We start from the raw sequence: 15,234 nt of genomic DNA on the forward strand, positions 1-15,234 counted from the left end.
TATGACTGACGCGCCTTCAGCGCGCCGGGGTTCGCGCGACGCCGACCATGTCGAGCTGCATCAGCACCATGTTGACGAGCCCGTTCACCGACGGCCGGCCCGTTTCGATCACGAAGTCGGCAACTTCGCGGTAGAGCGGGTCGCGGACCTCGTAGAGCGCTTCCAGCCGCGCCTTCGGGTCTTCGGTCTGCAGGAGCGGCCGGTTCTTGTCGCGCCGGGTGCGCAGCCACAGGTCGTGCGGCGTCGCGCGCAGATAGACGACGAAGCCGCGCTCCTTGAGCGCCGCGCGGTTTTCGGGCCGCAGCACGGCGCCGCCGCCGGTCGCGAGCACGATGCCCCCGCGGTTCGTCAGCTCGTCGATCACGTGGGCCTCGCGCTCGCGAAAGCCCGACTCGCCTTCCAGCTCGAAGATCACAGGGATGCGTGCGCCCGTGCGGGCCTCGATCTCGTGGTCGGAGTCGAAAAACTCACGCTCCAGCCGGCGCGCGACCGCCCGGCCCACGGTTGTCTTGCCGGCGCCCATGAGCCCTACGAAAAAAACATTGGCGTTTGCGTCCCGCACTTGCAGCGTTTCCAGGTTGAGGTTGGTGCCGCAGCTTACTGGCAAAGCAGCGGGGTTGTCGAGCCTGCGGGCCGCGGCGGGCACGCCCGCTGCCGGCCTTGCGTCGGCGCTCGGCCGGCCGGGGCGAGCCGCCGCAAGCCAGTGCCGCAGGCTCGGGTCAATTGGGGGTCAATTCGCCCCGACGACGCGCGGCGTAATGAACACCACCAGTTCGCTGCGCTGGTCGCGGTGCGACCGATGCGAAAAAAGCGCGCCCAAAATGGGTATTTTGCCCAGGAGCGGCACACGCGTCACATCGTCGCGGTCGTCGGATGCGTCGATACCGCCTATCGTCACGGTGCCGCCGTCCTCGATCTCGACGCGCGTCTGCACGTGTTTCGTATTGATAGCGGGCCCTGCGGCGGTCTGCTCGCCGACGCTGTCCTTGGCCACGTCGAGGTCCAGAATCACGTGTCCATCGGGCGTGATCTGCGGCTCGACTTCCAGCTTGAGGCTCGCGCGGCGGAACTGCACACCGGACACGCCCTGCCCGACCTTCGCCTGGTAAGGCACCTCGGTGCCCTGCTCGACGATGGCGCGCGTGCGGTCGGCCGTAACGACGCGCGGGCTCGACACCACATGCCCGCGTCCCTCGGCCTCGAGCGCGCTCAACTGGAGGTCGAGCAGGCGCGTAGCGCCCGCGGCCAGCAGCGAGATCCCGGCCTGCGCGGGACCGAAGCCCGAGAGCGCACCGGCGGTGAGGTCGTAGACCGTGCCGTCCGAAGCGCCGTGCAGGCCACGCACCGAACCGTCGGTATTTGTCGAGGCCAGACCCAGCCGCACGCCCAACTCGCGCGATAGCCCCTGGTCCCCCTCGACGATGCGCGCCTCGATCAGCACCTGCCGGGCAGGCGTATCGAGCTGCCCGATCAGGTCGGCCATCTGGTCGAGACGTGCAGGCAAATCGGTCACGAAGAGCAGGTTCGTGCGCGCGTCGGCCACCGCGGCGCCGCGCTTCGATAAGGCACGCTGCGTGCCCGAGCCGTTCAGGAGGCGCCGGACATCCTCGGCACGCGCGTAGTGCAGCTCGAACGCGCGGCTCGCCAGCGGCTCGAGTTCGGCGGCCCGCGCGTGCGCTTCGAAGCGTTGCCGCTCGCGTGCGGCCAGATCGGCGACCGGGGCGACCCAGATGACGTTGCCGTTGCGCTCCATCGCGAGGCCATTCACCTCCAGCAGCAGATCGAACGCGACACGCCACGGCACGCGATTCAGCCGCAGCGTCACCGGGCCGCGCACGCGTTCGCTGACGACGATATTCAGCCTGGTGAAGGCCGCGAACGCCTGTAGAACGGCCGAAATCTCCGCTCGCTGGAAATTGAGCGTGATGGGGCGGTCGGGCGGCAAGCCATCGGACTTCGATGCGGGGTCACTCAGCCGCGGCTGGGCGCGCAACGGAACGGGCGGCCCTTCGAGCGGCTCGCCGGCTGTTGCTGCGGCGCTCGTGTTCGCGCCTGCGCTTGCTCCGACGCTTGTTCCCGCACTCGCGCCGGAGCTGGTGCCCGGGGCTTCGTCGGGATTTGCCACCGTGCCATCCGAACCGGCGCCCGGGCGGTCGGCCCTCTCGTCCGCTCCGCCCACATCGCTCGCGAACGGATTGGGCGCCCACCCCGTGGCGCCGTCTCCATCGACACCTTGGGGCAAAGGCGGCACCAAATAGCGCGCAATAGCTCGCGCTCCGGTTTCCAGTGTGGGCAGAGGCGGCGGCACAGCGGATTCGGCATCGGCCACGACACCGAGGCAAGCCAGCGTCAAGAACGCAGCGGGCAGGCGCCTCATTTCGGCTCCTCCGCCCAGGCCAGCCGCTGGTTCGCGCCGCCGGACGAAAGCAGCACGTGCGTCGGGGTAATCTGCTCGATACGGCCTGATCCGAACGGCTGTCCGGATTTCACGGCCTCGGTACGCGTCGGCGTTTCGAGGAGCGCGACGATACCCGCGTCGTCCTGCAGGGTGCCTGCCAGTCGCAGCGAACCGGTGCCCGCCGCGAGTGCCTCACCCTCCGCAAACGGATCGATTTGCGAGACCTCGTTTCCATCCGGCTGGCGACGCAAATGAATGGCGGGAAGCCGTTCGAAAACCTGCATGGCAGCGGTAATCGAAAGGCCACTGCCAGCATTGCGCTTGATTGAAATCTCGACAGGAACGATCAAGCCCGGCGCCGCGGTCAGCCCGACAAGCAGGCTTTGCATCTGCGCAAAACCGCCCTGCGCGGTCAGCTTGAACGTGCGGAAGACTTCTACGCCCGAGCCGCCCGCCGCTGCCGGCTCAAGCGATAACAAGGACAACCCCGATCTCGCCGCAAGTTCGGACACCCCGCGCAGATCGCCAGCCGCCGAGTCCGGATGCAGGCGCGGCATCGTCGCCCGTGAAGCTGCCGCGGCCCGAAGCGCGGGCAGACTGGCCACGGTTTGCTGCGCCTTCGGGAGCGCGCGCTCGGCATCGGCCAAAGCTGCCTCGGCTGTATGCAGCCCGGTGAAATCGCATGCGACGCATGCAATAACCGCGAGACCCGCAGTGAGCACCGCCAGCGCCACGAATACGCCGAGCCGCTGGCGCCCATTCCACGCGTGCAGCGATGTCCACCGGTGCAGCGCACCGACGTCACCATTCGCGATCGAACCCAGACGTCCGCCGAACACACTACTCATTTCGCATTCCTCTCTTTTCTGGCGCTGCTGGCCGCTACCGGCTTCGCCGCTGCCGCGGCATCTCGCCAGACGAGCCTCGCCATCACGCGGATCGGCTGCGCCGGTACAGTCTGATGTTTCGCACCGCTCGCAGCAGAAGCGCGCTTCAGTTCGCGCACGTTCACGGCGCCGGCCTCGGGCAAGGTCCGCAGTCGTTCGAGCCACGCGGCGGCCGCGGTCTCGTCGGCGGCCGTCGCCTGAAGCTCCGTCTCGTTGCCGTGCTGCTCGACCTGCTGCAACACGACGCCTACCGTTGCCTCACTCGCCAGCGCATCGAACAGCGTCACCAGATGAGTGAGCGGCTTCGCATGCTGCTGCGCCTGCTGGGCGGCAGTTCGTTGCGCCGTTGCCTCGCTCTCCAGCCGCGTGGCTTCGGCCAGCGGCGAACTGAGTCGCGCCGCCGCCTGTTCGACTGTCTCGCGCTTCGCGTCGGCCTGGGCGCGCAGCCGCAGTTGCCATCCCGCAAGTGGCGCCGCACACAAGCACCCCAGCAGCACTGCGGCACACCACTCGAATAGCCTGTGCCGACGCCGCCGGCGCATCTCTCGATGCCGCCACGGCAGCAGGTTGAATCCCACGTTCGACGCCAGGCGATTCGCCGCGTTGCGGCCCCCGCGCCTCACTCGCTCACTCCGCGCAACGCGAGGCCGAATGCCACCGCACAGGCCGGGTTGTGCAACAGGTCCGCCGCCAATGGCCGCTCGGGGTCGGCCAGCGTTGCGCATTCGAACGGCAGGATCGGGCAGCCCAGCACGTCCCCCATGTCCCGGAGCGTGAAGTGCACGCCGCGAAGCAGGCCGATGTCGCCCGCCACCACCGCACAGCCCGCCTGTTCGTCCCGCACGAGATCGCGCAGCGCCTCGACGAGGTCCGCATATTCGAGCGCGGGAAAGCGCATCTCGCGCGCGATCGCGTCGTCGGCCATCATCCAGCCGCGTATGCCCTCGGCTCCGATCCACAGCGCCACGTAGGGCTCGTGGGGCGAGAGCTCGTACGCGGCCGCGTGGCGCATCGCACGCAGCGCCGCATGTGCCTCGTCGTCCACCGCGCACAAGGTGACGCCCGCCATGGCGGCGCACTCGATGCGCGCCTCCAGATGCGCCCGCGCCGTCGCGGCGATTGTGACCTGCGTGCCGCCCGGCAGCGCACCGGCCCACGGCGCCACGCGCCAGTCCACGGCGAGCTCGTGACGCTCGATGCCGGCCACGCGCTCCGCCTCTGCCAGCACGAGCGGTTCGAGTTCGGCGTAGATTCGCGATTCGTCCGCCGCACAACCCATTGGCGCGAGTTGCGCCAGCGGCACGGTCGCGACGAGCGTGGCGCTCGCGGGCAGCGCCATCGCACAGCGCATCGAAGCGCCGAGACACTCGCGCGGCACCTGCCCGAACACACCGCGCAATGCCTCCACCACCGCGTCCCGGTCGACGATATCCGCGCCCGCCATGGCCTCCCGGGCCAGCGGCAGGCTCGCCAGCCACTCGAGGCGCAACGGCGCCGAGCCGAGCAAACGCCGGCTCAGCACCGCCAGCGTGACGCCGCGCGCCGCCACGTCGACACCCGCGGCAAAACGGCGCGCGCCCAGCAACATCGGTTTCCCGAAGTCCATCGCAATCCCCCACTCGCTACGCCCGCCACGAACCATTCGCGGCGTTTGCGGTAGGGCCATTGTGCGAATCCGCAGGGTCCGCGAATACTCGGCCGAACGGCCAAACCTCACCGCCGCCGCTGGTCACGCGCGAGGGCCGCGTCTAGAGTGCGGATATGCCTCTGGCGGTTCTCGCCTCGCCCATGTAAGCATCCCGAAAGCGACACAGGTGGGGCGGCTATAATCGCGGGACTGTTTTTCCGGTGTCCGTATGCAAGAAACTTCGTCCCCGTCGTCCGTTCCGCCGCCCCCGCCGCCTGCCCCCCGGCGGCGCCGGCGCCCGTGGTGGGCCACGCTGCTGATCGGCTTCGCGGGCCTGATCGTGGCGGGCATCGCCTGCGTGGCGCTGGTGCTCGGCTACGCGCTGATCGTCGCGACGCCCAACCTGCCGTCGCTCGATGCGCTCACCGACTACCGGCCCAAGGTGCCGCTGCGCATCTACACGCGCGACCACGTGCTGATCGGCGAATTCGGCGAAGAACGGCGTGACATCGTGCACATCCAGGACGTGCCGGACAACCTCAAGAAGGCCGTGCTCGCAATCGAGGACGCGCGTTTCTACGACCACGGCGGCGTGGATCTCACGGGCATTGCGCGCGCGGGCGTCGTCGCGCTCACCAACGGGCATGCCACGCAAGGCGCGAGCACGATCACCATGCAGGTCGCGCGCAACTTCTTTCTCTCGAGCGAAAAGACCTACACACGCAAGATCTACGAGATGCTGCTCGCCTACAAGATCGAGTCTAAGCTCTCGAAGGACCAGATCCTCGAGGTCTACATGAACCAGATCTACCTCGGGCAGCGCGCGTACGGCTTCGCCAGCGCGGCGCGCGTGTATTTCGGCAAGGATCTGAAGAACCTCACGCTCGCCGAGTGCGCGATGCTCGCGGGCCTGCCCAAGGCGCCGTCCGCCTATAACCCTGTCGTCAATCCGAAGCGGGCCAAGGTTCGTCAGGAGTACATCCTCGAGCGCATGCTGGAGCTGCGCTACATCACGCAGGAACAATACGACGAGGCGGTGAAGCAGCCGCTCATCGTCAAGAGCGCGGGCAAGGAGTACAGCGTTCACGCGGAATACGTGGCCGAAATGGTGCGCCAGATGATGTACGCGCAGTACCACGAAGAGGCCTACACGCGTGGCCTGAACGTCGTCACGACCATCGATTCCGCCGACCAGGACGTGGCGTACCGCGCGCTGCGCAAGGGCCTCATGGACTACGAACGGCGCCACGGCTACCGCGGCCCCGAAGCGTTCATCGACCTGCCCGCCGATGCCGACGACCGCGAGCAGGCCATCGACGACGCGCTGCTCGAACACCCCGACAACGGCGAACTCGTCGCGGCAGTCGTGACCGCCGCCAGCCCGAAGGCCGTGCAGGCCACGTTCATCGATGGCAATACCGCCACGCTCCAGGGCGACGGCCTGCGCTTCGCGCAGTTCGCGCTCGGCCCGCGCGCGCAGCCCAGCCAGCGCATCCGCCCGGGCGCGATCATCCGGCTCGTGCGCAACGACGCAGGCGACTGGTCGATCACCCAGCTGCCGCAGATCGAAGGCGCCTTCGTTTCGGTCGTGCCGCAGGACGGTGCGGTGCGCGCGCTCGTGGGCGGCTTCGACTTCAACAAGAACAAGTTCAACCACGTGACGCAGGCCTGGCGGCAACCGGGGTCGAGCTTCAAGCCGTTCATCTATTCGGCTTCGCTCGACAAGGGGCTCGGGCCGGCCACGATCATCAACGACGCGCCGCTCTTCTTCAGCGCCGCCGAAACGGGCGGCCAGGCGTGGGAGCCGAAGAATTACGGCGGCGGCTTCGATGGCCCGATGACGATGCGCACGGCGCTCATGAAGTCGAAGAACCTCGTGTCGATCCGCATCCTCAACCATATCGGCACGAAGTACGCGCAGCAGTACATCACGCGCTTCGGCTTCGACGCCGACCGCCATCCGGCCTATCTGCCCATGGCGCTCGGCGCGGGTCTCGTCACGCCGTTGCAGATGGCGGCGGGCTACTCGGTGTTCGCCAACGGCGGCTATCGCGTGAATCCGTATCTGATCGCCGAAGTGACCGACCAGCGCGGCATGGTGGTGACGCAAGCGCAGCCGCTCGTCGCGCAGCAGAATGCGCCGCGCGCGATCGATCCGCGCAACGCGTACATCATGAACAGCCTCTTGCAGAGCGTCGCGCAGCGCGGCACGGGCGCGAAGTCCAACGCACTCAGGCGCACCGACCTCGGCGGCAAGACCGGCACCACCAACGACTCGCGCGATGCCTGGTTCGCGGGCTATCAGCACACGCTCACGGCCATCGCGTGGATGGGCTACGACAACCCGCGCAGCCTCGGCGACAAGGAAACGGGCGGCGGCCTCGCGCTACCGGTGTGGATCGATTACATGGCGAAGGCGCTCAACGGCGTGCCGGAATACCGGATGCCGATGCCCGACGGCGTGGTGACGCTAGGCGACGAGCTGTACTACGCCGACATGACGCCGGGCAACGGCTTCGTCTCCACGGTCGGCATCAGCCAGGCCGCACTCGACGCCGCGGCGAGCGGCGCTTCGGATGTCACAGGGGCCGGCGACACGACACAGGCGCCCGCGCCGGAGCAGGTGAATGCGAAGGAAAAGGAAGACATCATGAACCTGTTCCGCGGGCACTGAACAGGCGGGTGACCGAGCGGGCGGCGCCTCGCATGCCGCCGCGTCCTCACGCGCGCTGCGCGAAAAACGCAGTCGCGGGCGCGGGCGTCGTGGTCGTCGCGAGCCCGCGCGCAACAATCAAGGCTCGAAGCTGACCGGCTCGCCGGCCTGCTCGGTCGCATAGGCCGACAGCGCCGAGTAGAACTCCGTGCCCGAGCGCGTATCGCGCCACTCGCCATCGATGTAGCGGTAGTGAAAACCGCCCGCCTTGGCCGCGATCCAGATCTCGCTCATCGGCGGCTGCAGGTTCACGATGATCTTGGTCCGGTTCTCGAATTCGAGCGTCAGGACATTGCCGCTGCGTTCGAGTTCGATATCGGCATCGGCCTCGTCGACGGCGCGCTCCACCGCTGCCAGCACGGCTTCCGCCCGGCTCAGGTAGTCACTGTCGGTCATGCTAAACTCCATCGGTTATTCATTCAGGGACAATTATGCGTGCCATTTCGAGGATGCGCGCTGCGACGCGCGGAGTGGCAGCGTCCAGCATGGCGAAGCGCGTTGTACCGGCGCGCGGCGCCATTCTAGCGATTTCGGCAGTCTTTGCAGCCGCGGCACTTGCCGGCTGCGGGCAACGCGGGCCGCTCTACATGCCCACGGTGCCACCGCTCCCCGCCAAGCCCAACTTCGAAACGCAGGACACCGGAACAGCCGCCGCCGATGCGGCTTCCGCGGCCTCGGGCGTTTCGTCGGCCTCGGGCGCCGAGGCAGGCTCGATTCCCGACACGTCCGGCACGCCGCTCACGCTGTCCCCCGACACCGGACTCAGCACGACCCCGACGGCGCCGGCGAACCCGCAACCGGCCTCCAGCGCCACGCCAACCGAATAAGACGCTCGCATGACCCAGCCCGCTTTCCACCGCATCGACGGCACACTTTACGTCGAAGGCGTTTGCGCCAACGATCTCGCCGCGCAGTTCGGCACGCCGCTCTACGTGTATTCGCGCGCGGCCCTCACCGCCGCATGGCACGCCTATGCCGACGCCTGCGCCGGCCGCCGCGCATCGATCCACGTCGCGGTCAAGGCCAACAGCAACCTCGCGGTGCTCAACGTGTTCGCGCGCCTCGGCGCCGGCTTCGACATCGTTTCGGGCGGCGAACTCGCCCGCGTGCTGGCCGCGGGCGGCAAGGCGGAGAACGTAGTGTTCTCCGGCGTCGGCAAGACGGCCGACGACATGCGCACGGCACTCGAAGCGGGCGTGAAGTGCTTCAACGTCGAGTCGATTCCCGAACTCGACCGTCTGAACGCCGTTGCGGGCGCGCTCGGCAAGAAGGCGCCGGTCTCGCTGCGCGTGAATCCCGATGTCGATCCCAAGACGCACCCCTACATCTCGACGGGCCTGAAGGCGAACAAGTTCGGCGTGGCGTTCGACGACGCACGCGCCACCTATCGCGCAGCCGCCGCCATGCCGCATCTCGAGGTGGTGGGTATCGACTGCCATATCGGTTCGCAGATCACCGAAATCGCACCGTACCTCGACGCCATCGACAAGCTGCTCGAACTCGTGGACCAGATCGAGGCCGACGGCCTGGCGATCCATCACATCGACGTGGGCGGCGGTCTCGGCATTCGCTACGACGACGAAACGCCGCCCGACATCGGCACGTTCGTGCGCACGGTGCTCGATCGCATCGAAGCGCATGGCGCGAAGACGGGCCGCGCGCGCGAGGTGTTTTTCGAGCCGGGCCGCTCGCTGGTCGGCAATGCCGGCGTGCTGCTCACGCGCGTCGAGTTCCTGAAGCCAGGCGCGGAGAAGAACTTCGCCATCGTCGATGCCGCGATGAACGACCTCGCGCGTCCCGCGATGTACGACGCGTACCACGCGATCGAACCCGTGGCCGAGCGCAATGCGGCCGCAGAGACCTACGACGTGGTCGGCCCCGTGTGCGAGAGCGGCGACTGGCTGGGCCGCGCCCGTACGCTCGCGATCGAGCCCGGCGACCTGCTCGCGATCCGCTCGGCGGGCGCCTACGGCTTCGTGATGAGCTCGAACTACAACTCGCGTCCGCGCGCCGCCGAAGTGCTGGTCGACGGCACGCAGGTGCACGTCGCCCGCGCACGTGAGACCGTGGCGCAACTGCTCGCCGGCGAGCAGATCCTGCCGGACTGAACCCGGCACGCTCAAGCGCCGGAAGCAAAAAAGCGACGCCTCGTAGAACGAGACGTCGCTTTTTTTACGTGCATGCGTTGCACCCGAAGCGCGGTGCTGCCCGAAGTTCTTCCCTATCCCGCCCGCGTCCCGACGGCCGCATTCGCCCGATGTCGCGCGAGAAGCCACGTCACCACCCGCCAGCCCAGCAGCACGATCACGATCGCCGCATAGAGTTTCGGCTGGGCGAGATCGTGTTTGCCCGCCTTCATCCACCAGAAGTGCAGGATCGCCAGCACGCCGATCGGATAGATCAGGCGATGCAGCGTCTGCCAGCGGCGTCCGAGCCGGCGCGCCATGCCGCGCGTCGAGGTCACGGCGAGCGGAATCAGCAGCACGAATGCCGCGAAACCCACGGTGATGAAGGGCCGCTTGCCGACGTCCTTGAGCATGGCGGCCACGTCGAACCACTTGTCGAACCAGATATAGGTCGTGAAGTGGAGCGCCGCGTAGAAAAACGCATAGAGGCCGAGCATGCGGCGAAAGCGGATCAGCGTGTTCCAGCCGGTGAGCTTGCGCAGCGGCGTGACCGCCAGCGTGATGCAGAGAAACACGAGCGTCCAGAGGCCGGTCGAGCGGGTGATGAACTCGATCGGATTCGCGCCGATCTGCCCGGTCACGCCAAAGAGGATGATGCGCGCGAGCGGATACCATGCCGCCACGAACACGGCCACCTTCGCCCACGGCAGCCAGCGCGGCCCGGCGGGTGCCCTGGCCTGGACTTTCGCGGCCGGACGCTTCGCCGCCGCGCGCGATGTTCCGGCGGCGGCGGGCGCGGTGCCGGATGTCGTTGTCGATTCCATCGGTTGCTCCATGGCTGCCTCGGGTTTGCGCGTCAGAAGTTCTTGCGCAGATCCATGCCTTGATACATCGACGCCACCAGATCGCTGTAGCCGTTGAACATCAGCGTCTTGCGCTTGGGCGTGAAAAAGCCGTCCTCGCCGATGCGCCGCTCCGTGGCCTGGCTCCAGCGCGGGTGATCGACGTTCGGGTTCACGTTCGAGTAAAAGCCGTACTCGTTCGACGCATAGGTGTTCCAGCTCGTGGGCGGCTGCGCCTCCACGAAGCGGATCTTCACGATCGACTTGGCGCTCTTGAAGCCGTACTTCCACGGCACGACGATGCGCACAGGCGCGCCGTTCTGGTTCGGCAGCACCTGGCCGTAGAGGCCCACCGTGAGCAGCGTCAGCGGATTCATGGCTTCATCCATGCGCAGGCCTTCGGAATACGGCCAGTCGAGAATCGGCTGCGCGAGACCCGGCATCTGCGAAGGGTCCGCCAGCGTGATGAACTGCACGTAGCGCGCGTTGCCGGTCGGCTGTGCACGGCGGATCAGCTCGGAAAGCGGCACGCCGATCCACGGAATCACCATCGACCAGCCTTCTACGCAGCGGTGGCGGTACACGCGCTCCTCGAGCGGCGCCAGCTTGAGAATCTCGTCGATGTCGTACACCTTCGGGTTCTTCACCTCGCCCTCCACGCTCACGCGCCACGGGCGCGGCCGCAGCGTGTGGGCGTTCTCGGCCGGATCGCTCTTGTCGGTGCCGAACTCGTAGAAGTTGTTGTAGGTGGTGACGTCCTTGTACGGCGTCGCCTTGTCGAGCGCAACGAACTTCGCGTCGGTCTTCGCCGCGAGCTTCTGCGCCTTGGGGTCGGGCGACGAAAACGCGGCGAACGCACGCGTGGCGCCGAACGACCCCGCAATGCCGCCGAGCGCGAGCGCACCCGCAGCCTGCAGCAGCCGTCTGCGCTGCTCGAATACCTTTTGAGGCGTGATCTCGCTCGCGGCGATGTCGTCGCCGTTGAGGAGGATCCTGCTGCTGCGCCTGGTCCACATATTGCCACTCCTTGTCGCTCGGGCCGCTACGGTCCACATCGGGACTAACACGCGAGACATCCGAACCTTCCCTGGAAACGAAAAAAAACCGCCGGTGCGAAGCATCCGACGGTTAGTTCGTCCTGCGGGCGGAGAAAGTTACAGCTTGCCGTAACTATGGAGGCCCGAAAGGAACATGTTCACGCCCAGGAAGGCGAACGTGGTCACGAGCAGGCCGGTAAGCGCCCACCAGGCGGCGACGCCGCCCCGCAGGCCCTTCATGAGCCGCATATGCAACCAGGCCGCGTAGTTGAGCCAGACGATCAGCGCCCAGGTTTCCTTGGGGTCCCAGCTCCAGTAGCCGCCCCACGCCTGTGCGGCCCAGAGCGCGCCGAGGATCGTCGCAATCGTGAAGAACGCGAAGCCGACGGCGATCGACTTGTACATGACGTCGTCGAGCACGTCGAGCTCGGGCAGGCGGTCCGCCAGCACGCCGCGCTCCTTCATCAGGTAAGCCACGCCGACCATGGCCGAAAGCGCGAAACTGCCGTAGCCGATGAAGTTCGCCGGCACGTGGATCTTCATCCACCAGCTTTGCAGTGCGGGCACGAGCGGCTGGATCTGCTGGGCGTCGCGCGAGATCGAGTACCACATCAGGAAGCCAACGGCCGCGCTGATCACGAGCAGCACGAACGCGCCGAGCGCGCGCGTGTTGTAGTGCCTTTCGTAATACAGATAAAAGAGCGCCGTAATGAGGCTGAACAGCACGAACACTTCATAGAGGTTCGAGATGGGGATATGGCCCACATCCGCGCCGATCAGGTAGGACTCGTACCAGCGCACCATCAGGCCGACGAAGCCCATCAGCACCGCCGCCCACGTGAGCCGCGAGCCGATCGCGCCGCCCGTTTCCGAGCGCGACACGAGGCCGATCCAGTAGAACAGCGTGGCAAGCACGAAGAGCGCGCTCATCCACAGGATGGCCGACTGGCTCGAAAGGAAGTACTTGAGGAAGAACGCCGAATCCGCGCGCGCAAGGTCGCCCTGATAGATCTGGATCGCGCCGATCGAGAACACTGCGATCGCGGCCATCAGGAGGCGCGACGGCTTCCAGCGCCAGCCCAGCACGACGAGCGCCGGCACCGTGCCGCACAGCACCAGCTTGTCGTAGTAGTTCATGTGCGCGTGGTAGCGCGAGAGCGCGAACCCCGCGCCGGCTACCAGCGCGAGCGCGAACAGCCAGTCCACGACCGACAGCCGGCGCAGAAAGGGGCGTTCGTCGAAGAGCGCGTCGTGAAGGGCGTCGCGCGTACTGCCCGTAGCCGCCGGGCGGTTCGTGCGCCGGGCGTTTGCGGAAGAGGAAACCTGGGTCAAGTCCATGGGCTTACCGGTGTTGATCGTCAGAATCCGTGGATCGAAGCGCACGGTCCGGCCCGCTTTCATCGCCCCCGCCATCCTTGCCGCCGGACTCAGCCTGGGGCGCCACGCCCAGCGCGCGGCCTACCGCGTCGCGGGTGCGGGCAAACTCCTTTTCGAAGTCGAGGGTCCGGCGTGCGGTCGACATGGCCATGATGACTTCCACGCCGTGACCATTCTTGTCCCTGCCTGCATCCTTGAGCCAGAACCACAGCCGCCGCTCGCGCACGTAGAACATCGAAAAGATGCCCAGCACGAGGAGCAGGCTGCCAAGATACACGACTTTCTTGCCCGGCGCGCGCGTCAACTGAAATACCGAAGCTTGCACCTGCTTGAATGAATCGAGCTGTAGATAGACAGGTGCGCCGTACAGGAAGCTGTCCGAAATCGCATTGATCGAATCCTGCACGAAGCGCGCGGAGTCGGCATCGGGCTTGAGATCGGGTTCGCCGGCCTGCTCGCGCGCCAGTTGCCAGAGATCCCAGGTCGCGCCTTCCAGCATGCGCAGCAGCAGGCCCGCGGCCTTCTCCTGCTGGTCCTTCGGCACCGACTTGTCGATGAAGGCCGCCACCGCCTGGAAGCCGCCCGCGTCCTGCGGGTCCGCGGGCTTCGCCCCCGGCTGGCCCGTGCCCGCAAAGAGGGTCAGCACGCGCAGGGCACTGTCCTCGAGATGCTGCTGGAGTTCCTTGTTCGAATCGGGGACGGAGCGCGCCGCAAAGCGCTGCGCCGCCTCGGCGCGCAGCTTCGGGTCTTCGAACGCCGCGCGCAGCAGCATCCACTCCTTCGGCGTGCCGCCCGTGTCGGCGGGAATGCGCAGATAGCGGAACGGATCGTCGGGGTTCTCGCGCATGCCCGCGAGGAACATGCGCGCGCCGCTCACATCGACGGGCAGCATGTAGTTGTTGTACTCGCGCGCCTGGCCGTCCTTGTCGCGGATCTTGTACTGCACCGAAGGCCCGACGTTATGCAGGTCGAGCGGCTTCGAGGACTTCGCGCCCGAGCCGAGGCGCTCGTCGAACGCCTCCTTGAGCGACTGGTGCGCGACGCCGCGCACGTCGTTCGCGCCGCTGCCGTTCGAGATGTTCTCCACGTTGATGGCGCGAAAATCGGCGAATTCGATGGTCTGGCCGTCGACGCCCGGCACCGACCCGGGCGCCGGCAGCTTCAGCGGCGAGGTGTTGCCGATCGTGCCGCCCACCGGGAAGCTCTGCGCGCTCGCGCCGGCCATCGGCCAGGCCGTCATCGACATCTGCGAGCCGCCGTCCTGGAAGCTCGACTGGTAGATCGACACGCCGTCGTACTCGAACGGCTCGTTCACCTCGATGCGCGCCGGGATGCGCTGGCCGGTCTTGTGGTCGATCACGACGATGTCGCTCGCGAAAAGCTTCGGCATGCCGGTCGAGTAGTAATCGACGATGAACTTGTTCAGCTGGATCGAGAACGGCAGGTCCTGGATCAGCGAGCCGTCGGGCTGGTTCAGGATCGCCGTGGAGACGTACTGGCCCTCGGGCACCCACGCGTAGCCGCGGAAGGTGGGATTCGAGGCGGAGAGCCGGTGCTCGGGCGCAATGTCGTTGATGACGGCGTTGCTGCGGATGGGCGTCTTGTCGAAGAGCCACATCTGGAATTTGATGGGCAGATTGCTGTCGAGCAGGCCGCCGAGACAGATCACCACGATCGCGAGGTGGGCGAAGATGTAGCCGATCCTCGTGAGCGCGCCGCGCTTGGCGGCGATGAGCGTGGCGCCTTCGGATTCGCGCACGACGAACCGGTAGCCGAGCCGCCCGACAAGCTTGCCGAGCGTCGCGACGGTTTGTTCGCGCGAGGCCTCGGGAAGGGCGAACTCGCCCTTGTGATGGAACGCGCGCAGGCTGCCTTCGCGGACCTTGTCCTTCCAGCTCTTCATGTCGGCGACCATCTTCGGCGCGTTGCGGATCACGCAAAGCGAGATCGAGGCGACGAGAAAGCCGAGGATCGTCATGAACCACCAGGCGCTATAGACCGTGTAGAGGCTCAGCGACCGGAAGATGTCGGCCCAGAATGGACCGAACTGGTTGACGTAATTGGGGTACGGGTCGTCCTGCGTCAGCACCGTGCCGATGATGCTCGCGATGGCCAGCACCACCAGCAGCGAGATCGCGAAACGCATCGAGCTGAGCAGCTCGACCGCGCTTCGCACCGCCTTCTGGCGTACGTTCAACTCCAAACCCGAGGTGGTGACGCTCATTCA

Annotated in this window: 13 protein-coding genes; 3 read left to right on the forward strand and 10 right to left on the reverse strand. The window is 67.0% G+C overall.

The window, feature by feature from the left end; genetic code table 11:
• Positions 1-16 precede the first annotated feature (16 nt).
• The 5 genes from aroK to pilM all read right to left on the reverse strand — a co-directional run bounded on the left by aroK (position 17) and on the right by pilM (position 4,891).
• Positions 17-568 carry a shikimate kinase AroK gene (gene aroK, locus U5760_RS26715; RefSeq protein WP_322015367.1) on the reverse strand — a complete coding sequence of 184 codons (552 nt, stop codon included), beginning with the start codon at positions 566-568 and terminating at the stop codon, positions 17-19.
• Positions 569-730: 162 nt separating this feature from the next.
• Positions 731-2,377 carry a type IV pilus secretin PilQ gene (gene pilQ / locus U5760_RS26720; RefSeq protein ID WP_322015331.1) on the reverse strand — a complete coding sequence of 549 codons (1,647 nt, stop codon included), beginning with the start codon at positions 2,375-2,377 and terminating at the stop codon, positions 731-733.
• Positions 2,374-3,246, reverse strand: coding sequence for a hypothetical protein (locus U5760_RS26725; protein WP_322015332.1), 873 nt, complete (start codon positions 3,244-3,246; stop codon positions 2,374-2,376). Before U5760_RS26725 ends, pilQ begins: the two co-directional genes overlap by 4 nt.
• Positions 3,243-3,782: a PilN domain-containing protein gene (locus U5760_RS26730; RefSeq protein WP_322015333.1), complete on the reverse strand. Its 540-nt coding sequence runs from the start codon at positions 3,780-3,782 to the stop codon at positions 3,243-3,245. The genes U5760_RS26725 and U5760_RS26730 overlap by 4 nt, the downstream gene beginning before the upstream one ends.
• 122 nt (positions 3,783-3,904) lie before the next feature.
• Entirely contained in the window at positions 3,905-4,891 is a 987-nt protein-coding gene (pilM, locus tag U5760_RS26735; protein ID WP_322015334.1) for a type IV pilus biogenesis protein PilM, read from the reverse strand.
• A 250-nt stretch (positions 4,892-5,141) separates the two neighbouring features.
• Here pilM and U5760_RS26740 point away from each other — a divergent pair, with 250 nt between their 5' ends.
• A complete protein-coding gene (locus tag U5760_RS26740; protein WP_322015335.1) occupies positions 5,142-7,586 on the forward strand; it encodes a penicillin-binding protein 1A in 2,445 nt (814 codons plus the stop codon).
• Positions 7,587-7,703: 117 nt separating this feature from the next.
• Here U5760_RS26740 and cyaY read toward each other — a convergent pair whose 3' ends face one another.
• Positions 7,704-8,021 (reverse strand): iron donor protein CyaY, encoded by a 318-nt coding sequence (gene cyaY / locus U5760_RS26745; protein WP_322015336.1) that lies wholly within the window; start codon positions 8,019-8,021, stop codon positions 7,704-7,706.
• An 89-nt stretch (positions 8,022-8,110) separates the two neighbouring features.
• Between cyaY and lptM the strand changes: the two genes are divergently transcribed.
• Together lptM and lysA are read left to right on the forward strand one after the other, a co-directional pair.
• Positions 8,111-8,452 carry an LPS translocon maturation chaperone LptM gene (gene lptM / locus U5760_RS26750; RefSeq protein WP_322015337.1) on the forward strand — a complete coding sequence of 114 codons (342 nt, stop codon included), beginning with the start codon at positions 8,111-8,113 and terminating at the stop codon, positions 8,450-8,452.
• 9 nt (positions 8,453-8,461) lie between these two features.
• Positions 8,462-9,733, forward strand: coding sequence for a diaminopimelate decarboxylase (gene lysA, locus U5760_RS26755; RefSeq protein WP_322015338.1), 1,272 nt, complete (start codon positions 8,462-8,464; stop codon positions 9,731-9,733).
• Positions 9,734-9,846: 113 nt separating this feature from the next.
• Here lysA and msrQ read toward each other — a convergent pair whose 3' ends face one another.
• The 4 genes from msrQ to U5760_RS26775 all read right to left on the reverse strand — a co-directional run bounded on the left by msrQ (position 9,847) and on the right by U5760_RS26775 (position 15,231).
• Positions 9,847-10,587, reverse strand: coding sequence for a protein-methionine-sulfoxide reductase heme-binding subunit MsrQ (gene msrQ / locus U5760_RS26760; protein WP_322015339.1), 741 nt, complete (start codon positions 10,585-10,587; stop codon positions 9,847-9,849).
• Positions 10,588-10,607: 20 nt separating this feature from the next.
• Positions 10,608-11,609: a protein-methionine-sulfoxide reductase catalytic subunit MsrP gene (gene msrP / locus U5760_RS26765; RefSeq protein ID WP_322015340.1), complete on the reverse strand. Its 1,002-nt coding sequence runs from the start codon at positions 11,607-11,609 to the stop codon at positions 10,608-10,610.
• 138 nt (positions 11,610-11,747) lie between these two features.
• Entirely contained in the window at positions 11,748-12,968 is a 1,221-nt protein-coding gene (gene ccsB / locus U5760_RS26770; protein ID WP_322015341.1) for a c-type cytochrome biogenesis protein CcsB, read from the reverse strand.
• 4 nt (positions 12,969-12,972) lie between these two features.
• On the reverse strand, positions 12,973-15,231 hold the full coding sequence (locus U5760_RS26775) for a cytochrome c biogenesis protein ResB (protein WP_322015342.1): 2,259 nt from the start codon (positions 15,229-15,231) through the stop codon (positions 12,973-12,975).
• Positions 15,232-15,234 lie beyond the last annotated feature (3 nt).

This window comes from Paraburkholderia sp. J12 (genome assembly GCF_905220215.1).
Lineage (GTDB): Bacteria > Pseudomonadota > Gammaproteobacteria > Burkholderiales > Burkholderiaceae > Paraburkholderia.